The 20,939-nt window shown below is 65.2% G+C and carries 18 protein-coding genes; 5 read left to right on the top strand and 13 right to left on the bottom strand.

The window, feature by feature from the left end; genetic code table 11:
* Positions 1-29: 29 nt before the first annotated feature.
* A complete protein-coding gene (locus ASF87_RS10385; protein WP_056375775.1) occupies positions 30-521 on the bottom strand; it encodes an FBP domain-containing protein in 492 nt (163 codons plus the stop codon).
* 178 nt (positions 522-699) lie between these two features.
* A complete protein-coding gene (locus ASF87_RS10380) occupies positions 700-1,407 on the bottom strand; it encodes a FadR/GntR family transcriptional regulator (RefSeq protein ID WP_056375774.1) in 708 nt (235 codons plus the stop codon).
* A gap of 137 nt (positions 1,408-1,544) precedes the next feature.
* Here ASF87_RS10380 and ASF87_RS10375 point away from each other — a divergent pair, with 137 nt between their 5' ends.
* From ASF87_RS10375 to ASF87_RS10365, 3 genes are all read left to right on the top strand, one after another.
* Entirely contained in the window at positions 1,545-2,954 is a 1,410-nt protein-coding gene (locus tag ASF87_RS10375) for a GntP family permease (RefSeq protein ID WP_442922801.1), read from the top strand.
* 10 nt (positions 2,955-2,964) lie between these two features.
* Positions 2,965-3,480, top strand: a complete 516-nt coding sequence (locus tag ASF87_RS10370; RefSeq protein WP_056376453.1) for a gluconokinase — start codon at positions 2,965-2,967, stop codon at positions 3,478-3,480.
* A gap of 217 nt (positions 3,481-3,697) precedes the next feature.
* Complete coding sequence (locus tag ASF87_RS10365; protein WP_056375773.1) at positions 3,698-4,000, top strand: hypothetical protein; 303 nt, start codon at positions 3,698-3,700, stop codon at positions 3,998-4,000.
* Positions 4,001-4,085: 85 nt separating this feature from the next.
* On the opposite strand, the gene ASF87_RS10360 is transcribed toward ASF87_RS10365, so the two are convergent.
* The 4 genes from ASF87_RS10360 to ASF87_RS10345 all read right to left on the bottom strand — a co-directional run bounded on the left by ASF87_RS10360 (position 4,086) and on the right by ASF87_RS10345 (position 6,423).
* Positions 4,086-4,559, bottom strand: coding sequence for a heme-binding protein (locus tag ASF87_RS10360; protein WP_056375772.1), 474 nt, complete (start codon positions 4,557-4,559; stop codon positions 4,086-4,088).
* A gap of 126 nt (positions 4,560-4,685) precedes the next feature.
* A complete protein-coding gene (locus ASF87_RS10355) occupies positions 4,686-5,549 on the bottom strand; it encodes an FHA domain-containing protein (protein WP_056375771.1) in 864 nt (287 codons plus the stop codon).
* Positions 5,550-5,564: 15 nt separating this feature from the next.
* On the bottom strand, positions 5,565-5,831 hold the full coding sequence (locus ASF87_RS10350; RefSeq protein WP_056375770.1) for a hypothetical protein: 267 nt from the start codon (positions 5,829-5,831) through the stop codon (positions 5,565-5,567).
* 94 nt (positions 5,832-5,925) lie between these two features.
* The gene (locus ASF87_RS10345; protein WP_082508899.1) at positions 5,926-6,423 is read right to left on the bottom strand and encodes a MarR family winged helix-turn-helix transcriptional regulator; all 498 of its coding nucleotides are present in this window, start codon (positions 6,421-6,423) and stop codon (positions 5,926-5,928) included.
* Positions 6,424-6,502: 79 nt separating this feature from the next.
* On the opposite strand from ASF87_RS10345, the gene ASF87_RS10340 reads away from it, so the two are divergent.
* Positions 6,503-8,620 (top strand): MMPL family transporter, encoded by a 2,118-nt coding sequence (locus ASF87_RS10340; RefSeq protein ID WP_056375769.1) that lies wholly within the window; start codon positions 6,503-6,505, stop codon positions 8,618-8,620.
* A gap of 1,473 nt (positions 8,621-10,093) precedes the next feature.
* Here the strand turns inward: ASF87_RS10340 and ASF87_RS10335 are convergent.
* From ASF87_RS10335 to ASF87_RS10320, 4 genes are all read right to left on the bottom strand, one after another.
* Positions 10,094-11,335: a hypothetical protein gene (locus ASF87_RS10335; protein ID WP_157550052.1), complete on the bottom strand. Its 1,242-nt coding sequence runs from the start codon at positions 11,333-11,335 to the stop codon at positions 10,094-10,096.
* A gap of 574 nt (positions 11,336-11,909) precedes the next feature.
* Entirely contained in the window at positions 11,910-14,246 is a 2,337-nt protein-coding gene (locus tag ASF87_RS10330) for a S8 family peptidase (protein ID WP_056375767.1), read from the bottom strand.
* Positions 14,239-15,375, bottom strand: coding sequence for an AAA family ATPase (locus ASF87_RS10325; RefSeq protein ID WP_056375766.1), 1,137 nt, complete (start codon positions 15,373-15,375; stop codon positions 14,239-14,241). The genes ASF87_RS10330 and ASF87_RS10325 overlap by 8 nt, the downstream gene beginning before the upstream one ends.
* Positions 15,376-15,468: 93 nt before the next feature.
* Positions 15,469-15,786 carry a CU044_2847 family protein gene (locus ASF87_RS10320; protein ID WP_056375765.1) on the bottom strand — a complete coding sequence of 106 codons (318 nt, stop codon included), beginning with the start codon at positions 15,784-15,786 and terminating at the stop codon, positions 15,469-15,471.
* A gap of 349 nt (positions 15,787-16,135) precedes the next feature.
* Here ASF87_RS10320 and ASF87_RS10315 point away from each other — a divergent pair, with 349 nt between their 5' ends.
* Complete coding sequence (locus ASF87_RS10315; RefSeq protein ID WP_056376451.1) at positions 16,136-17,155, top strand: metallophosphoesterase; 1,020 nt, start codon at positions 16,136-16,138, stop codon at positions 17,153-17,155.
* Positions 17,156-17,643: 488 nt separating this feature from the next.
* Here ASF87_RS10315 and ASF87_RS10310 read toward each other — a convergent pair whose 3' ends face one another.
* The 3 genes from ASF87_RS10310 to ASF87_RS10300 all read right to left on the bottom strand — a co-directional run bounded on the left by ASF87_RS10310 (position 17,644) and on the right by ASF87_RS10300 (position 20,893).
* Entirely contained in the window at positions 17,644-18,042 is a 399-nt protein-coding gene (locus tag ASF87_RS10310; RefSeq protein ID WP_157550051.1) for a hypothetical protein, read from the bottom strand.
* 141 nt (positions 18,043-18,183) lie between these two features.
* A complete protein-coding gene (locus ASF87_RS10305) occupies positions 18,184-19,923 on the bottom strand; it encodes a putative Ig domain-containing protein (protein ID WP_162238686.1) in 1,740 nt (579 codons plus the stop codon).
* A 337-nt stretch (positions 19,924-20,260) separates the two neighbouring features.
* On the bottom strand, positions 20,261-20,893 hold the full coding sequence (locus ASF87_RS10300) for a GntR family transcriptional regulator (RefSeq protein ID WP_056375762.1): 633 nt from the start codon (positions 20,891-20,893) through the stop codon (positions 20,261-20,263).
* Positions 20,894-20,939: the final 46 nt, after the last annotated feature.

The raw sequence follows: 20,939 nt of genomic DNA, 5'->3' as shown, positions 1-20,939 counted from the left end.
CAGGACGTTGGCCACCAGGCTAACCGCGATCAGCGCTCGTCCCGCACCCGCTTGGTGAAAGCCTCCATACGCCGTCGAGTGCCGTCAAGGCGCATGTCCACCTGTCCGGGTGCCAGCACCTCGCTGGGGGCGAGGGGGTGTGCGAGCCTCACGTTCTCGTGGCACGAGAGATCAGTGCAGATGTAGGTTCCCACTGAATCTCCGCGCATCCCGGCTTCGCCGGCTCGTCGGGCCGAGAAGAGCGCGACCTGGTTTCCGGGCTGCATCGTGTGGCAGATGTTGCACATGCCCGAACGCCCGCGGCCGGGGTCGGAGACTCGGAGGACGACTCCGGAGATCTCCCCGTCGCGCTGAGTGAGGACGTAACCGCGGCGCCCAGCGCTCGGATCGCGCCATGCGAAGAAGTCGAGATAGTCCCAGTCGATCAGCACGAAATCGAGGGGCATCTCCATGACCCTCAGCTCGTCCGCATCCGCGTTGACGAAGGACGCACGGATGTCTGCCTCGGTGAGCGCTCGCATCCGACCAGTCTATGAACCCCTCGGCCGCCTCCGTCCGCACATCGCCATCACGAGACCCCCGCAGCGGCCGGGGTGAGTGCACGAGCAGGCGCGCGCTGCGTGCGCCCCCCTCATGATCCTGACTCTCAGGCGGTCTGCGGCTCCCCCGCCTCCCGAGACACCGATGCAGTCGGTCGGACTACTCAGCGGCGCGTTGCATGGCCTCGTCAGCCTCCGAGACGATGTTGCGCATGGCGACAGCCGCCGCATCCGCATCGCCGCTCGCCACCGCGAACGCGACATCGCGATGCCACTGCACCGCGTTCTGGTCGGCCACGTGAGGCATGAGGGAATGAGCGGTGCGCCCGCGGAGGACCGCCTCCACCGTGCCGCCGAGCGCGGCGAGCATCCCGTTGCCCGAGGCCTCGAGGAGGAGCCTGTGGAATCGGATGTCGGCTGTCAGATAGCGCTCGCGATCGGCCTCGTGGTCTTCTTGCCCCATCGCGACGACGAGCGACACGAGGTCGACCTTCTGCTCGGAGGTGGCCGTGCCTGCAGCGAGGCCGGCAGCGAGTGGCTCGATGACGGAGCGCAGCTGGCTGAGCTCGCGCAGCTGTTCGTCGCGGCCCGGTCCTGCGAGCCGCCACGCGATCACCTCAGGGGCATAGACGTTCCAATCGGCACGGGGCCGCACCTCGACCCCCGACTTGCGACGCACCCAGACAAGGCCGAAGGACTCGAGGACCCGCACTGCTTCCCGCGCCGCGGAGCGTGAGACACCTCTTTCGCTGGCGAGCTCGACTGTGAGCATGCGCGAGCCCGGGGGGTGCTCCCCATCGACGATCGCGCGACCGAGCTCCGCGACGAGCGAGTCGTGGACGGGGCTTGCAGGGCCGGCGATGGTCATATGTCGAGTATGCCCGCAGCGACTCGGTGACGTGGGACGTCTCACACGATTGTTTCGTTTATGTTGCGCATGACATGGTATGCGTGCTTATTATGTACGGCATAAGGTCGTAAACCACGCCCGGATCAAGGAAGCTCATGGCACTCTTCACCCCCGCCGCCGACGCGCTCATGATGGCAGCCGCCGACACCGCAGCCCCCGACCGCCCCGCCGGTCAGCTGATCACCGCCGCCGTGCTGGGGATCGCGATCATCATCGTCCTCATCACCTGGGTGAAGCTGCATCCCTTCCTGTCGCTCACCATCGGCGCGCTCGCCACAGGTGCGATCGCCGGCATGGACATCGCCGCGTCCGTCACCAGCTTCTCGACGGGCTTCGGCACCACCATGGGCGGAGTCGGCATCCTGATCGCACTCGGCGCGATCTACGGAAAGCTCCTCGCCGACTCCGGCGGCGCCGACCGCATCGTCGACACGCTCGTCAGCCGCGCCAGCGCGCGTTCGCTGCCCTGGGTGATGGGACTCATCGGCGCCGTCATCGGCCTTCCGATGTTCTTCGAGGTCGGCCTCGTGCTCCTCGTGCCGGTCATCATCCTCGTCGCACGCCGCTCCGGTGCGCCGCTCATGCGCATCGCGATCCCGACGCTTGCGGGCCTCTCCGCCATGCACGGCCTCGTGCCGCCGCACCCCGGTCCTCTCGCGGCGATCGACGCGCTCGGTGCCAACCTCGGCCTCACCCTCGCCTTCGGTGTGATCGTGGCGATCCCGGCCGTGATCATCTCGGGTCCCCTGTTCGCACGCTTCGCGGAGCGCTGGGTCGATGTGCCGGTGCCCGAGCTGTTCGTCACCGAAGAGGACGAGGGCGTCGAGCAGCGTCGTCGCCCCTCGTTCGGCGCCACGCTCTTCAGCATCCTGCTGCCGGTTTTCCTCATGCTCGCGAAGGCTGTCGCCGACATCTCGGCCGCGGGGTCGGATGCCCCCTGGAAGCTCGCTCTCGACTTCCTCGGCACGCCGGTCATCGCACTGCTCATCGCCGTGCTCGCCGGCTTCTTCATCCTCGGACGCGGCGCCGGCTTCGACCGCACGAAGATCAACGACATCGTGGGGTCGTCGCTCGGCCCGATCGCCGGCATCCTGCTGATCGTCGGCGCCGGTGGCGGGTTCAAGCAGGTGCTGGTCGACACCGGCATCGGCAACGTGATCGCCGAGTTCGTCTCCGGGTCTTCGGTCTCGGTGCTGATCCTCGCGTGGCTGGTGGCCGTGGTCATCCGCATCGCCACCGGATCGGCGACCGTCGCGACGATCACCGCCGCCGGCATCCTGCAGCCGCTCACCGAGACCCTCGACTCGCCCATGGTCGCGCTGCTCGTGCTCGCGATCGGCTCGGGATCGGTGTTCCTGTCGCACGTCAACGACGCGGGCTTCTGGCTCATCAAGGAGTACTTCGGCCTCAGCATCCCGCAGACTCTGAAGTCGTGGACGGTGCTCGAATGCCTCATCTCGGTCACCGGCCTGGCCGGGGTCCTCGTCCTGAGCCTCTTCGTCTGAGCGCACCATGATGTCCGTCAACGCACCCGTCCTCGTCTTCATGGGCGTCGCCAGCACCGGAAAATCGACCGTCGCCGCCATGCTCGCCGGACGCCTCGGCTGGGCCTTCGAAGAGGGCGACGATCTACACCCCGAGGCGAACGTCGCCAAGATGGCCGCTGGCCATGCTCTCGACGACGACGACCGCTGGCCGTGGCTCGACCTCATCGCCGAATGGATCGACGAGCGCATCGAGGCCGGCGAGCCCGGCATCGTCACCTGCTCGGCCCTGAAGCGCAGCTACCGCGACGTCCTGCGCCGAGACGCGGTCACGTTCGTGCACTTCGCGGGCGAGCGCGAGCTGATCCTCGATCGGATGCTGCGCAGGGAAGGCCACTTCATGCCGACGACCCTTCTCGACTCGCAGTTCGCCACCCTGGAGCCGCTGCAACACGACGAGAGGGCGATCGAGATCGACATCGCTCTGACGCCCGCCGAGCAGGCCGCACAGATCGCCTCGCGGCTGCGCCTGCACCCCGACTACTGAGACGATCCCTCGGGTCGCGACACTCAGAGTCATGGGGAACTCGATGCGGCACCCGTTACACGCACTGCTCGTGGCACTCCTGCTCAGTACCGGACTCGCAGGGTGTTCACCGCAGACCGCCGGAGGTCCGAGTCAGCACGGTACGAGCAGTGACGCACCAGGCACCGAGACCGGGGCGCACGCTCCCTCCGCTTCCTCGCGAGCGTGCGAGGAGTCGGTGATCCTGCTGACGGTCGACTCCCCGTCGCCGCGGGCGGGACAGACCGTCACAGTATCCGTCGATCCTGCCGGGTGCAGCATCGACGAGCAGTGGGCGGGCGAACTGATCGTCCGCACTTCCAGTGGTGACACGACGACCGGCTCACGCCTCGAGATCGGAGCGGCCTCCGTCTCGGTAGACCTGCCACCCGATTTCACGGGACCAGCGCTGCTGATGCTCGCGCCCGATCAGGACTGCGAGCAGGCCGGTGCGACCGGCGACTGCCACTATCCATACGTCGAGGTCCAGATCGGCCCCTGACCGCGGGCGGAATGGACCCAGTCGTCATCGGGCGTTCGCGCACCGACGACGTTGGGCAGCCTCACTGCGTCACCCGACTCGCCCGTCACCCGACGAGCAGTCCCAGCGCCGTGATCCCCTCGACGACGAGGTCGTGATCATCCGCTGAGGGAAGCCCCGACACCGTCGCGACGGCGACGACGCCCACCCCTTCGACACGGACAGGCACAGAGCCGCCGGCGACGGCATAGGTGACGGCGTCGAGCCATCCCGGCTCGAACATGTCACGCCCGCCGCTGGCGACGCGTGCTTCGAGCAGCGCAGTGCTGGTCTCGAACCTCAGGGCAGTCGCTGCCTTCTTCTGCACCCAGGCGTCGTTGTCAGCCGTCGCGCCAGGCAGCGACGCGTGGAACAGGACGCCCGACGCAGTGCGCACATCGACCGCGACGGGAGCTCCCTGAGCCAGCGCGCGCTCGGCTATGGAGCGCCCGAGTCGCCACGCGTCCGCTCGGTCGAATCGCCGCACGACCAGTTCGACGTGCTCCTTCTCCAGCTGTGCGAGCCTCGTCTGGTCAGTCATCAGCAGCGCCTCTTTCGTAGATGGTTCGCCTGAGACTGTAGCCGCCGCACAACGCTGCTGACGACGCGCGCGCCGCATCCTCAGCACCCCAACACCATGCGGCTCCCCTCCGATGGACGGAATCAGTCAGCCGAGCTCGCCCGATCCGTACGGACGCACCGGTTGCTGCTTCTGGAACTCGTACTCGCCTCCCTGCCGTCCGCCGAAGGGACGCCCATGGTCGGCGAACTCCTCGCGGTAGTACGCCAGGCGCCATGGCCCTATTTCGATGCGAGATCCGGTGCGCAGGATCCTGGCGTTCTCCGTGCTGTGCGGCAGATTCGGTCGACCGCCGCCGGTCGCCGCATACGAGTAGAGGACGTACTCGTCGTCCTCATTGTGACGGACTTCGGCGTGGCGGGCTTCGAGTCCCTCCAACCGGAGGTCGGCGTCCGGTCCGGAACCGATGACGGTGCGCCCCGGGAGCAGGGCGAACTCACGCGGCCTGCTGGAGTTCCAGTCGCCTGAGCCGACCGCGAAGATCAACCGCGGACGACCCGAGCCGGGAATGTAATGGGTCGTCGTGACTCGCCGCCGAACTCTCCGGGCGACTGTGGGGACGAGGGGGAACGGCGTCGAGGGAGGGACGGGAAGCCGGAAGCCGCTGCCGCGTTCCCGATGCTGCGCCTCCGACAGGAGCGTCGAGAGATGCCCCAGTTTGATGTGCGAGGATCCGGCGATCGCCCGGCCCATGGGCCCCGATTTCACATCCCCGAACTGAACGAGAGTCCCCCGCGGCCCTTCCACGCGCACACGGATTCCGCGTCGCGCGAGCCCATCGGCGAGCGGCACGAGCTGAGTCAGGTCTCGACGGCTCATGCTTCCGAGTCCCGGGGTGGATTCAAGGGAGACGACGACCTCCTGACCCTCAGCCCTGACGCTGAACCGTGTCGGAGGGCCGCCGTCGGGGCTGGCCTGCTCGACCTGCAGGTCGATATCGAGGCGAATCATCGGAGAAGCTCGTGCTCAGATCGAGCCCGCGCCACCGGACGCGCTGTCGCTGGTCGTGACCCGGAGCGTGCCGTTGAACTTCCAGGTCGCCCGCGGCGCATCAGGCCCGATATCCCGAGGCACTTCGACGGTCATGTCGTCGAACGTGTAGTTGACGGCGGCTCCTCGACCGGTGAGGTAGGCCCACATCTCCCGCCCGAGGTCTGTCCAATCGGTGATCGAGGCACCGGTCGGCCCCGACGCCGAGTCGAACAGCTCTGTCGGTTCATTCGGATCGCTCATGGCGTGCTCCTTTGCTAAGACCATGTCCTGTGGATCAGATTATGCGCCTGCCGTTCCGAGGTGTCCAGGGATTTCTGAACACTGTCTAGAAATCTCAGCGTGGACCCGACGGGTCGGCGCCGGCGTGTGCGCGCAGTAACTCAGTGACCCGTCGGAGATACCTGGTGATCACGTCCTGTTCCTGTGGCGTAAAGGAGTCCAGCTCCGCATCGACACCCATGATCATGGGGATCAGGCGACCCATCGCTTTGTCGCGCGACTCGGGGCGGGGAGCGACGAGGATGCCGCGACGATCGTTCGGCCGAGGCTCTCGAGACACATGCCCGAGCGCGACGAGTCGATCGACGGACGTGGTGGTCGCTCCCGCAGAGAGCCCCACTCTCCGAGCGAGCTCGGTCGGAGCGAGCGGCCCGCTCATGATCAGGTGCTCCATGACCTGGAGGTCGGTGGGATTGACGCCCAGCTCGTCGGCGAGGGAGGACTCGAACAGCTCGCTGAGTTCGAGGAAGTCCCGCAGCAGCGCCGTCGCCGGTCGGGCAGGCGCGAACGCCGCTCTCTCGGCCTCCGGTGATGGACCCTCGCTCGCTTGCATGACCTCCACGATATCGCTACTCTCTTTCGATAGTCATATAATTAGACTTTCGAACTACTATCCAAGGTGGGGAATTCTCGTGAGTGCTCTGACCCGTTTCCTGACGTCCGCCAAGACGTCGTGGATCATCCTCGTCGTGACCGCCGTCTCAGCCGCCGCGCTCTTCGCGCTCGCGGGGAGCGAGGAGTCCGAAACCGCCCCTTCCGTGGGGCTCCCCTCGTCGGCGGAATCGGTCAAGGTCGATGAGCTTCTGGAGAAGTTCACGAGTGCGGAGGCGACCTCTGCGCTCGTCGTGTTCGCCGCCGAAGATGGCGAGCTGGACGCTGACACCCTCGCTCTGATCAATGAGAAGGCTTTCGGCGATCTGGCGGATCTCTCACGCGACGGTGCCGTCCCACCCGCGCAGATCTCAGATGACGGAACGGTCGCACTGGTGATCGTGCCCCTCGAGCCGGAGCCCGACGTCGCCGCACAGTCCGACCGCGCACAGGAGATCCGCGACATCTCCGCCACAGACCTCGATGGGGTACGCGTCTATCTGACCGGCGCAGAGGGTTTCGAAGTCGACATCGCCGCTGTCTTCGACGGAGCGGACTTCACCCTGCTGCTCACCACCGTCATCGTCGTCGCGGTGCTTCTTCTGATCACCTACCGGAGCCCCTGGCTGTGGATCGTCCCACTGGTCGTCATCGGGCTGGCAGACGCCCTTGCCGGGATCGTCGCGCGACAGGTGGCCGGCGCCGTAGGCATCCAGCTCGACGCGTCGATCACCGGCATCCTGTCGGTGCTCGTCTTCGGCGCGGGAACGAACTACGCACTCCTGCTCATCGCCCGATACCGGGATGAACTGCGGTTGCACGAGGATCGCAGGGAAGCCATGCAACAGGCTCTTCGCGGAGCGGGTCCCGCCATCATCGCCAGCGGATCGACCGTCGCACTCGCGCTCCTCACTCTGCTTCTCGCCGAGATCGCCGGCAACCGTGCGCTGGGGCTGGCGTGCGCCGTGGGGATCCTCGTCGCCATGTTCTTCGCGCTCTTCGTGCTCCCCGCCGCCCTGGTGCTGTTCGGTCGCGGTCTGTTCTGGCCCTACATCCCCCGGTTCAACTCGCCCGACGCCATCTCGCGCAGCATCTGGGGCAAGCTCGGCCGCGGAGTGTCCAAGCGGCCGGTCCTGGTGGCATCCGTCGGCTTCGTGGCGCTCGGAGCCATGGCCAGCGGCCTGCTGTTCGTGCAGACCGGGCTGTCGCAGAATGACCGTTTCTTGCAGAAGCCTGAGGCGGTGCAGGGTCAGGAGGTTCTCGCCGACGCATTCTCGGCCGGAACCACCTCCCCCGCGATCGTGGTCGTCCCTCTCGATGATGCCGATGCAGCGACTTCTGCCCTCGGAGATCTCGACGGCGTCGATTCGGCGACCATGGGAGAGACGACGGATGAGCTGGCACGGATCGATGTCACCCTCGATGCCAGTGCCGAGACCGAGGCGGCGTTCGCGACGGTGGAGCGCATGCGCGACGCCCTCGACGACGTCGGATCCGGCGAGGGCCTCGTCGGTGGCCTCGACTCTCAGGCGCTCGATGTCGCCGATGCGCAGGCTCGCGACCAGGCGCTCCTCATCCCGCTCATCCTTGCGCTGGTCTTCGTCGTCCTCGTCCTTCTCCTTCGTGCATTCGTCGCCCCGTTGCTGCTCCTGATCGCCGTCGTCGCCAGCTTCTTCTCGGCCATCGGGCTGAGCTGGTGGCTCTTCCAGTCACCGCTCTTCGAGTTCCCCGCCATCGACACGAACGTGCTGCTGTTCAGTTTCCTGTTCCTCGTCGCTCTCGGCGTCGACTACAGCATCTTCCTCGTCACGCGAGCGAAGGAGGAGGCCGCGCACCTCGGGACCACGCAGGGAATGATTCGAGCTCTCGCCGCGACGGGCGCCGTGATCACCAGCGCCGGCATCCTGCTCGCCGCGGTGTTCGCCGTGCTCGGAGTCCTGCCACTCATCACGCTGACGCAGATCGGCATCATCGTCTGCATCGGCGTGCTGATCGATACTCTTCTCGTGCGAACCGTCATCGTCCCGGCGCTCGCCTTCATCACCAAAGACAGCTTCTGGTGGCCGCGCCGTCCGCCGCTTTCCGATGCCGAGGCCACCCGGAACGGTGCCGACGCACTCTCCGCCGAGCAGAGGCCTGACGTCGTGAGCGTCGGCTAGGACGGCAGATCCTCGCCGCCACCGGGCAGCGGAAGAAGACTCCGCCAGAACAGAGACGAGAAACGCCCCCGCGGTGCGGGGGCGTTTCTCATCGTGTGCGAACTGTTCAGCGTCGACCTCGCATGGCCGAGGAACTTCTCTGGTGAGTTGTTCGTGGATCTCGTACAGCCGCGTGTTTCCGCGCCTCCCGCGCCCCCTTCTTTTCAACGATCCTCCGGGTCGAGCGAGATAATCCTCTGTCGCCCCTCGTCTAGGGCTTGGGTACGTCCCACTCGCGTGAAGTCAGCATTTCTGCGCCGCTCGTGGCATGCAACAACTGCGCAGTGTCAGGAACCAAGGTCATCTGCAGCAGGAGGCATCGACGATGCTTATCTCCACGCCCTGTCCGTCGAGATAGTGCGCTTCCTGCACCAACTCTCGAAGGTGCGGTGCCGCCGCAGCGCCCCCTGCTCAGGCATTGGGGCTGACGCCCCTTCCCAGGCTTAGTCCTGCAGGATCTTTTTGACTCGTACTTGATGCCGTTGAAGCCGGCGCTTCTCTTCTCGTCCGACAATCGTTCGTCGCCTGGCAACTCGCCGGCCCCCTGCAGGCTGAGCGCAATCTCTTCCCAGAGAATCGCTCCTGTCGCTGACCCGGCCAGTGCGCCCGGGGCGGGGAGGTCGCGGGCACCTCGTGCAGCCAAAGCAGCAGCAACCTGATCGCGGGTCGTCGGAAGAAGCACTTGCCCAGCTGTGCGGACCCTCTCTTTCCATTCAACCGACTCGATCTGCCTCCTCCGGCCAATCAGGGCGTCTAGGTCTTCGGATGCCAGAGTTGCTTCCCCAGCGGGAGACCCCGACCATGATGCGTTGCCCCAGTTCGAGGCCCACCCGGGTTCAGCTGCGGCCCACGACACCCCCCGACTCTCGACAAGGTGTAGCCAAAGCTGGGCGACCAGGAATGCGTCGTCGCGCGGGTCGTGCGAACCGCGAGTGGAGGCTGGGCTCGGCTGGCCTCGCTTTACCCAAGGTGCTGGCTGATGCATCGTGGGCTTCGATCTGTGCAGCCCTAGATTGCTACGGGCCAAGTCTCCCAGCCCACATCCTGCTGGGAATGTTCCGTCCCTAAGCCGATGGACAAGCGCCAACGTGTCCACCGTTCTCTCGAGAAGTGAATCCGGTACCGCCGTGACCATTGCAAGCGCGCGGAAATCGGCCGTGAGGATGCCGTGACCGATTACAAGCCGACCATCGTCGAGCATCCGGACGAGGTCGCTCGCGACTGAGCCGCCCTCTAGCAGGTCATCAGCCTCCACGCGAAGGCCGTGACCGTCCCAGCGGGCATGAATCAGACCGACTCTTCCGATTGCCCATCCCTCCGGCGGGATGACTCTGCCAGCGGCGCTCCCATGAGCCCGGGATGCGCGATTGAAGTCGAAGTCGCAGAAGGTGAACGCGAAGCCCGCACTCCCCATAGCGCGCGGCTGCCAATGGTTCATGCTCGACTCTCAAGATCTGCGATCCTCTTCCGGTCAGCGTCAATGCCGCTCGTCAGTTCCTCGATGGCCACCCGCACTGCGACATCGTCCCAGGAGTACGCCCCGCGGTAGCGAGCCAGTACAACCGCGACGCCGGCGAATGCAGCCATGACAATCACGGCCGAGGCGGCACGACCCCATCCCCACGGCCCATCGAGACTGAAGAAGGCCCAAAGGACGAGCGCGGGGATCACGCCTGCCGCGACGAAGACGACCCAGAGACGGGTGCGGGTGCGCTGCCAGAACTTCGCGGAGCGTTGTCCATCGCTTGACGCGGTCCACAGTGATTTTCGCCATGCGTACACCGCAGTGCCCACGATCACTGTGTAGACCAGGAGGAAGCTAGCCAGGCCGACGACCTGACCGAGGAAGTTGACGGGGCGCCCAGCGATCAGTCGGACGCCGGTGTTCACGAGGGCGCCGGCCCCAGCGAACGCAAACGCTGCGCCAACGGTTAACGCAGTCGCGAGCATTTGTGTGCGGCGCGTGGATACCCACTCTTCTCCTCGCCGCCTGCAGGCGACCTGCCGCAGACTGACACGTTCACTTAGACGCTGTTCCAACGCGCTCAGTTCTTGCACAGCGTCGTCGTCGTCGACTCGAATCCAGGCTCTCAACGCTCGATCCGCGTACCTGCACGACATCAGCACGCCGAGACCCACCATGCCGAGAACAAGGAGGCGGGACTGGCTGCTCAAGGCGTCCCGGAACGAGCCAAAGGACTCCCCATCCATGCCTGCTCCCGACGCGGCCTTCGACAGCTGGCTTAAGGGCACCGCCATGAGGAATACCGCACTACTCACCCATGTCGCAATGCCTGACGCGAGAAGGGTGAGAGCCCACGCCGCCTCCGCAAGCGTGTGGCGTTTCGATTCAGAGGTGACTGTCCATTTCGATGACCCCACGAACGCGACGATGGTCACCACTAGCGCGAGCGCCCCCATCGAGGCAGCGATCATCGGCCACCCATCGACCGCGAGGTTCGCCGCCACCTGCTCGACGGTGCGCTTGAACCAGAACCAGGAATCCTCACCTGCTTCACGGTCGGATTGCGGTATCCAGATGGAACCACCGAGCAGCACAATCCCGACCACGACACCGCCAAGCCAGGCGCTACCCGGCGCTCCGTCACGCTGACGTGTCGAACCGCTCGTGGCTGAGGCGCTTGTTGGACCAGACATCTGTTCCTTCCGGTTCATGTAGTTTGCGTTCCTCGCTTGCCGCCGCGGCGGCGCTCCGTCGACGACTCGGGCGACGACTCGGGCGACTGCCTTATCTGCGAGAGCCGCAGCCAGTGGCAGTGCGGGTGCGCCGGCCCAAAGGAACAACCCCGAGCTGCAGCGGACGCACTCTCCATCGACATAGAGTCTGCGCCGCTAGGTACAGCGTTCATGCCAGTCTCCCGGTTTGCCCCACACCTCGAAGGCGCGCTCGGCGGTGCGAGCGGCTGAGAACGCAGCAACGATTCGTAGGCTGCGGAGATCTCTCGAGGCAGCTGTTTCCGGGTCACGACGTTCGGGCCGAGAGGGCCGTGCGGCCCACCTAAAGCGAGCGTGCCGCGCGTATCTTCCGCCAGGAGTCCCCGGATACGCGTTCTACTCCTCGAACGATGCCGGAGACGGGAGGTATCGCCGTGTGAATACTGTGTCGTCATCAAGTTGAAGGGCGGCGCTGGACATTTCGGGGATCCCACCTTCGTCGGCCCGCCCGGCCACAGCGGTGACCGCCGCCCTCCGTCGCACGGGGTGTTGCGGTGCGGCACCTCTTGTTACGTCAGACACGAGTATGCACGTCACCGACGTTCACGGTGATGGGGGTCACGACCGGCAAAGCGGTGAGTACGGAGAACTCGGTTTGCACGTCCGTGTAGATCGGGAGCTTCGCACGCGAGGACACAGTGACGACGAGGCTGAACTCGATGTCGTCGGTGCCCGTCGTGATGCGCCCGCCCTCCCGGGTGAGGTGACTGATGTCGATGCGGGGTTCGAAAAGACTGGTCGCCCTCATCGAGGTGTCTGCGCGCCACAGCGACTCCCACTTCCCTTGGTCGCGTCTGGCGCCCTCGTTGCGGGAGCTACGTTTGGGCTGCTTTGTGACGGGGTTCTTGCTGAGCTTCCACCCTTCCGCGACGAGTCGTTTGACCCGCGCTTCGTCACTGACATGGACGTGGACCGTGTCGTCCCCCGAGCCACCCACCTTCTTGCGACGCATGGAGTAGGTGTCGGCATGCGGCCGGAACGCGAGCTCAAGTCCGGCTTTCGAGTACTCCCCGGCCTCGGCGCTGTCTGTGGCAGTGCTCAACGCGAGGCTCCACCGAATGTCGACAAGACCTTTATTCAGGGTGCTGGGGACGGGCAGCGGATACGCCCGCACTTCGTCGCGTTTGAGTACTCCTTGGTAGATGACGGTCGCCTCAGACGGTGCGCATTCCAGCACATCACCGACGTCGCTGGTCAGTCGGCCATGACCGACATCCACGAGCAGATGGTCGTCGGTCTTCTCGGCGAAGTGAACGGCGAGCGCACGCAGGGTGTTCGCGTCGGAGCGGCCGTCGAGTTGCGCGGCGATCTTCGCGAGCGCGTTGGTGACCAGCGGGGCAGCGTAACTGGTGCCTTCGTGGTCGCGGACGACATCGCCGTTGGGACGGACCCGCCCGAATCGCCTCGTCGGTGTTCCCCCGAAAGCCAGTACGGCTGGCTGGATCCGGGCGCCCGGACGTCCCGGTCCGCGACCGGAATATGGGGCCGCATCCCAATCCTTCTCCGGCGCGGGCTTATCGGATGCCCCCACGCACAGCCCGTTGACCATGTCAGCTGGCGACTGCACGCGGTTCAGGCCGGTCGCGGCATCGGCCGCACCGTTGTTGCCTGCTGCGGTGACGAACAGGATCTGACGCTCGTACGCAATTTTGTCGAGCACGGCCGTCCAACGGTGCGGTTCCCGGTCCTCCACCGGCGCCTCGGGCCCCAAGCTGAGGTTCACGATGCGGGCGTCGGTCGTGTCGACGACCTGTCGAATCTGACGCAGCACCCACGGGAACTCGGCCGCGTCCTGATCCGGTCCGGGGAGGATTTGGTAGTGGGTCACGTGCGCGGCCGGCTCGGGGAGTGTGCGGGTGTTCCCGACGTCTCCGAACAGGACGGCACCGGTCACAGCGCTCCCGTGCCTGGCGTATTCGGGCACTAGGGACTTGCCGGTGAGGTTGACGGCTGTCACGTGTCCGTCGAACACGCGTCCGGTCTCATCGACCCCGCCGTCGAAGACCAGCACCTCGGGCAGCCCTCGCACACCGGTCGGGAGCGGGAGGGTGCTTTCCGCCTCTTCGGACTCGTCTATATTGGCCAGCACCACTTTCGGCGCCGGCGTGAGGGATCGCAGTGGATTGAACGCCGCGACCTCGTCCACTCGCGCCGGCGGTAGCTCCAAAGCGACGAATGTGAGGCCATCGACGGTGTCGTTCTCTTCCAGGTGTACGCGTCCCCCGACGGATTCGACCAACGCCTGGAACTTCGCGAGCGTGGCCTCGGAGGCAGCGGCGCGTTCCCACACTGTGGAGTCGTCGGGGTCGGGGTGCAACACCGCTTCGAACGGTTCGAGTTCGTCGTCGGGGATCGCGACGGTGGCGCGGTGCGCTGAAGACACGGCGATCTTGGTGAATTGGCGCAGGTCGTCCTTCGCCCCCTTGGTGCCCCCGTTACCGCTCAAGATTGCTTCCATCGATTCGACTGCCTCAGCGTCAGCGGAAAGGAGGAAGGACTTGGACACGGCGTCGGTCTCACCGGTGCTGGGAAGACTTTGGATGCCATGTTCGACGACTTTGGACCCGAGGGGCCTCAGCTTCAGTTGGGTGACGAGGTCCTCCGGGAAGTAGGAGTTCGCCAGGTAGTTCGCGAAGACTTCCGCTTCGATGACGACGCGTTCGGCCCGCAAGTGCTCTGGCAGCGCTGCCAGAGTTTCGCGAATCTGAGCGACCTGCGGCGCGAGGCTTTGCTGAGCCTGGTCAAACGACTGCGGGTGATGCTTCTCCCCGCCGCCCGCTGCACGGATCGTCTTCTGGGAGAGTTCTTCCCCGTTGACGAAGATCCTTCCACCGACATTGTTGTCAGGCATCGCTTCCCCCTCCGGAGCGTTTCAGGTCTTTTCCGATAGTGACATGGCTGACGCCCAACCACTCGCCGAGTTTCCGCTGTGTCCATCCGAGTTTCTCGGTAGCGAGCCGTGAAAATTCGGCTCTTTTCTGCGGGGAATCCGATGCCCACTCCCGGGCACGTTGCTTCGCTGACAGAAGAATCGCGTGCGCGATGTCGACAGGCCCTTCTGCACTCGCGAGCACCGCACCGCGTGCAGCGCGCGTCGTCCAACTCTCCAGCTCTGCCAGTGACCATCCGTCGCTGACGAGTGCCACAACCCGCAATGCGGTGCCGTCGCTCTCTCGGAGCGCGGGGATACTGCTCTCCCCGAGGAACTGAAGCCGTTCATCGAACCCAGGGAGTACGAATTCGAGTGTTGTGTCGAACCGGCGGTGCACAGCCGGGTCCAGCAGCTGAGCGTGGTTTGTCGCGGCGAGGAGCAATCCCCCGGGCGGCCACTGGTCGAGCTGTTGCAACACAACGTTGACCAGTCGTTTCACTTCCCCGACATCCGACTCGTCGACGCGGCTCTTCGCCAATGCGTCGAACTCGTCCAGGAACAGCACGCACGGCTCCGTTGCTGCCCGCGACAACACCTCCTGCAGGTTTTTGCCGGTCTGGCCCATGAGGCTGGACATCAAGGAGGCGAGGTTCAGCGTGATGAGCGGCAACTGCAGCTCCGAGGCGATATACCGGGCCGTGAGTGTCTTCCCCACCCCAGGAGGCCCCACGAAGAGGACAGCACGAGACGGTGTGAGGCCGAACTCTTCCAGCCGCTGGGGCGTAGCGTGTTCCGCGACGATGAGATCCACTGAGCGTCGAACGCTGGGGTTGAGGATCGGGGCGGGCACACCATGCGGGTACCGGACCCAACTCACGTCGCCCGCGTCGACCTCATCCGCTCCCCGCAGCGGCGAGACCTGGCGGGCGGGGGCGGTCGACATCAGTGCGAAGAGCTCTTCCTTGAGCTCGAGAGGGTGGATCGCGTCCGCTGGCGGACGTCGAGCGAGCCGTCGACTCAAGATTCGAACACCGTCAGTGTCTCCGCCGAGCGCAACGCGCGTGATATCCACCAACGCCTGCTCCAGGTAACCAAGCTTCTCGCTCACAGGTTCAGGTTACCAGGATCATTCCCGGAATATCAAGGATAGAAGCCGATTTGGTAACCCCGCCGCAAATCCTGCATGCGAGGTTACCAACGCTTAGGTGCCTGGCTTCCAGCAGACACGTACGGTGAAGGTAGCTTCACCCGAAGCCTTCGCGATAATCGGGATACCCAAGTCACCGCGCAGTGACACTCCGAACTTGAGTTCGATCTCGTCGGGCGCAACATCGCCGAGCCCTTCTCTCATCGCTTCGAGGATCTCACGACTGGATTGCGCGATCACCTCGCCGACATCTGCGACCCCCCTTGCGACGTTCTCTGCAGTCTGTGCGACACCGCGGAGAGGGCTGACATCCGGTTCTACCTCGACGGCGTACCACGGCTTGCCTGCTGCATCCAGAATGATCCGCTCCACCAGGTGCCCCTTCGTCGATCTGCACTGTCGCTGAGGTCCAGTATGCCTGCACCCGCTGGCCGTCGCCGACCTCATGGGCGACTCCGGACAGAAGGTCATTTCGGCCGTGAGGTCATGGCGCCTCGAGAACTCAGCGCTTCCGGACTCAGGATAGCGACGGCGCCATCCTTGGCGAGGTGCCCATCGACGCCGATGACACGCAGAGTGACGAGATCGTTCCGGAGGCGCAACTGCGTCGATCCCTCAGGGCGCGGCCGACGATGTCGCACTCGTGGTGGGCGAAAGTCCTGGACCGGCGGCACAGCATCTTGTACTGTCGGCAATGATCATGAGATTCGGAGGCGGGGAGATGAGAGCTCTTGAATACGCGACCAGCATTGTGCTGCCCGACCAACGCGTGGCTGTCTGCGGTGACTGGCACGGGAACGTCGGCTGGGCGCGAATGATCGCTCGAGTACTGCCGCGCCTCGCGCCCGACGTGACGACGCTCCTGCACCTCGGCGACTGGCAGATGCCGCCAGGCGAGACTGACGAAGCCTTCGCCGACACGAGCATCGAACACATCTACGTGACCGTCGGAAACCACGAGGACTTCGGGCAGATCACCCCGCTTCTCGACAAGCACCCAGGGGACGCCGTGCGCGTCTCTGACTTGACGTGGATCCTTCCGCGCCCAGGACGCCTCACCATCGGCGGTCGCCGTGTCTTGTCTCTCGGCGGCGCCGCGTCCGTCGACCGACAGTCGAGGATAGAGGGACTTACGTGGTGGCCGGATGAGGCTGTCAGCGACCAGAACGTAGCGGAGGCCATCGCCGGCGGGCCAGCGGACCTGATGCTCACTCACGAGTCGCCGGCGGGCACTCCTGTCCGTCCTGTCCGGGAGATTCTGCGCACGAACCCGCACGGCTTCCCGAAGGCCGCGCTCGAAGCGTCCGCCGCGTCTCGAGCGCAGGTTTCCAAAGTCTGGGATGCTGTGCGCCCCGAGCTGCTCGCGCACGGGCACCTGCATGCGCCAGGTGGGGGCAAGACCGAGGACGGTCGGCGGGTCGCGAGCCTCGGACGAGACGGTCAGAACTGGAACCTCGGGATCCTCGACATGAAGACGTTGAGAATGGCTACACCAAGCCTTGCCATCATCCGCGGGATGGCAGATCGGTGGGAGGACGACTACCTCGCTCGCGAGAAGCGTGCGAAGGGCGCTGCCGAGGCGCTGCACTCCGGAGTGCTAGACGGGCTCTCCCCGAGCCCTGCCGCCGCTCGCGACGCCCAAGACTATGTCGACGGACGCCGCACCCTCGACGAGATCATCGAAGATGTCCGTCGCCGCCACACGCGTCGTCCGAAGGGCTACACGGCGGGCAATCCGTGACCGACGACGAGGAACCGGATCATCAGCCCCTGCAGCACGGTGGCGATCATGGCCCGCACGTTCGGCTGGGCCGAGGCAGAGGTCATGGACGCCGGTGACGATCTCCCTCTACTCCGCCCGCACACCACCGATGATACGAGCGGCTCGACGAAACGATCCGTGGCGCTTAGCACGACACGTGGGTCTGGCGCGCATTGGATCGGCCTAGACCTCCGCGGGGCCGCGGCGACCCGTGGCGCATCACGTGCCTCATCTAGCCACCGCGAGACGGCGCCTCAGGGTGCGGGGGCCGCATTCTCGCGGACGAGGTCACGCCGGTACCCCCAGGCGACAGAGCCTGCAGCACTGCCGCGGGCTTTGACCCTGCTCGGCGCCTCCCCTAGCGACGTACACGATTGACTTCACCCTCCGAAGCGCACTCGGATGTCGCCGTCACAGGCAATCGACGTGAGAGCGGGGCGAAGTAGGCCCGGCCTCCCGCTTCGCCGTCAGCGGGGGGACCGCGCGAACTTACGTCTGTAGTGACGGATCTCCCGGATCGTGTCCATCTGCGACTCGAGACTCTCCTCCTCGTCATTCGGGTCATCCCACATCTGCAAAGCAATGTGGCGGGTCAAGACGCCTGCGACGACAACGATGACTCCGACGCCCCAGCTGTCGGCGCTGTTCATCAAGTACAGCCCTCCACCTACCGCGACGAACGCAAACCCGTATCCGACGCTCAACGCTCCGTAGCGACGGAGTCGTATCAGTCGCAGGCTGCCTCCAAGTCGAACAACTTCTGCCTCCAGGAGGTCGTCGCTGGCTTCGGCATGCAGGATGGCGTGACGCCCCTCGGCGACGTAGATGTCGCCGATGTGATCGCCTGCGGTATCGATGTCCCTCATCGTGCGCTCCCTGCCGTCATCCGTGCACCCCACGCAGAGACGTGTCTTCAACAGATTGGTGCCCCCGTGAATCGATGGCTTACGCACGGGAGGGGCCCGAGATTCGCTCCTCGGGCCCCTCCTGTCGCTAGGCGTTCCGCTCTACTCGACCGTGGACCGGCGACGGCGCGCAGCGACGAGCGCGAGCAGTCCTGCGCCAATGGCTGCTGCACCCGCGGCGACAGCAACCAGAGGCACGTCACCACCCGTCTGAGCAAGCCCGTCGCCACCATTCGCTGGAGTTTCCCCCGCGCCCGTTCCCGGTCCGGGTCCGGGTCCGGGTCCGGGGCCGGGCTCAACCGGAGCTGCGGACACCACGAGGTCGTACGTCACAGAGGTTGCCCCACCGGGGCCGGTGATGGTCACCGTGAAGGTTGCAGTACCCGGCTCCCCGGCAGTGCCACTGATGATCCCGGTGGTCGGATCTAGGGCAAGGCCGTCCGGGAGGGCACCGTCGGAAACTTCGAACTCGAACGGACCAGTGCCGACGACTGTGATGGCGTGTTCGTACTCGACCCCGACCACGGTGCCTGCCGGATCACCCGACGTCACCGAAGGCGGCACGAGAATGTTCAGGGTGTACGTGGCCGAGACGGAGCCCGCCGGGTTTGTGGCAGTAACCGTGAACGAGAAGGATCCCTCGGCCGTGGGCGTACCGGTGAGCGCGCCCGTCGCCGGGTCCAGCGCGAGGCCGTCCGGGAGCGCCCCACTTGTCACCGTCACCGTGATGACCGGGGAACCGGTGGTCTCGATGGTGTGGGAGTAGGACTCGTTGATGATGGCATCCGCCGGTGCGTCGGAAACGATCTCCGGCAGCGTGAGCAAGGACACACGGTGGACGGGATCGGTGACGCCGGAGGCAAAAACATCGCCATTCGCCGGGTTTAGTGCGATCTTCCATGTAGGAAACACCGCTACGTCCTGGACGAAATCGTTCGTTACCGTGTCCCACACTCGTAGAGCCGAGTCGGTGGACGTGACAAACAGCCGGCCAGCCGCTGAGTCGACGACTGCTCCGCGCAGAGCACCGGGCGCGGAGATCGATCCCGTGATGCCACCGGTTGCAGAGTCGATGACGGCGATAGTGCCGTCTGCAAGGGGAACGAATACCTTCCCCTGTGCGGTGTCGACAGCCACGCCGGTCGGTGCCGCGGGGAGGGCAACCGTGTGGAGAATGCTCAACGCCGTAGAGTCGACGACCGACAGGGTGGAGTCGCCACGATTTGTGACGTACAGCTCGCCTCGTACAGGGTCGGTGGCCAATGCTTCGGGCCATACGCCGAGTCCGACAGGAGCCAGCGGGACGAACGACTCGGCATCGATAACGGTGAGGTTGTCATCGGAGAACAGACTGGTAACGAAGACTCGGTCACTGCTCGTGTCATACGCCAGGTCGAACGCGCCGACCACGGGGATGGCAACCAGAGGTGCGTAGGTGTCGCCGTCGTGAGCAGTGACAGTGCCCGCGTTCGTGTTGGCAACCCAGATGATGTTTCGGGCTTCGTCCACGGCAATACCTTGGGGGCTGTCGGTTGAGAATGACCCCACGACTTCGTTGCTGTTCGCATCGATGATGGTGACCTTTTCCTGCAGGTAGTCGGCCGAGTATAGGAGCCCCCGGCTGGAGTCAACCGCCATACTGCTATTGCCGCCGCCGCCGGTCTCAATCTCTGCAACAGGGGTATAGCTGACGGCGGCATGGGCGGCGGGGGCGACCCCAGCCACGAGCGCCACCGACAACGCGAGAGCGCTGCCCGTTAATGCGCTGATACGTCGCATCGGAACCTTCGGGAACTTCATCTTCTTCTTCCTCTGTTCGATTTGCCCTGATAGGCGGTGCACGGGAATAACTGTATTGATCGCTGACACACGAGGAGACCGGGTCCGCATCGATTGAGTACTTATATGCGTGCCGCTCAGCGTTGCCGGGTCCCGGTTAAGTGACCGCATCAGGCGCGCTGCGCTCAACCTCATTGCGAAACGAGTGCCCGGCTCAATCGCGGTTCCAGTGCTGGAGAATCCAGACTGACCGGAACTGGGCTCAGCGGTAACTTTCCGCGGTCAAGATCATCCATGATGGATGAGTGGTGTACCCGGCGGACGAAGGCGGCTAGACCCCGTGTTGACGAGGGCGAGTCACGCCGTTCCGCTCCTCGTGATTGCCCACTCGGCACGAGTCTCACGCGCGCTCAAGGAGGGAAAACAGGGCGCATACCAAACTCTCAACATCTGACGGGGTTCCTTCTCGCAATGTTGCCGCGAGGGCCATCGCGGGTTGGGCGAGATCGGTTTTCAACGCGGGATCGGTAGTTCTCGCGGCACTAAGCAACACGCAGTGGGCCAGGAGCGCAACTTCAGCGAGGTGCACCGCCTGACGTCGATGGTCGATGAGGCCCGTGGTGGCGTCGAGGAATTTCGACGACGCGTCGGCGCGAGTGGAGGGAGAGTCCGCACGAGCGAAAAGCTTCGTGGTGGATTCGAGCACACGTCGCGCATCCTTGCTGTCACCGGTAAGCGCATACCTGAGTGCAAGTCCCGCGAGCCGGCCTGCGTAACTGACAGCTGCGCGAGATTCCGGAGACGAGAAATCGGCGACTTTGGTGTACCGAGCGGGAGACACGTCCACAAGCCCGACATCGCGGAGCCGGATGACCGCCTCGCGCACCGGGGCCATGGACACGCGTAAGTCGAGCGCAACCTGCCGGGCGTTCAGTGCGTCCCCCGGGGAATACTTACCGTCGCGGATCGCCTCGCTGATGTGCGCGAATACGAGGTCTGGGAGAGGGGTACGGTCGAGGACACGGCCGAGCATGATTCATAGACTCCGAGTCAAGGCACCTCTCCTACGACGCACAAGA

Source organism: Microbacterium sp. Leaf161, from assembly GCF_001423645.1.
Classification (GTDB): Bacteria; Actinomycetota; Actinomycetes; order Actinomycetales; family Microbacteriaceae; genus Microbacterium; species Microbacterium forte.
This window is presented reverse-complemented; position numbering and strand designations above follow the sequence as displayed.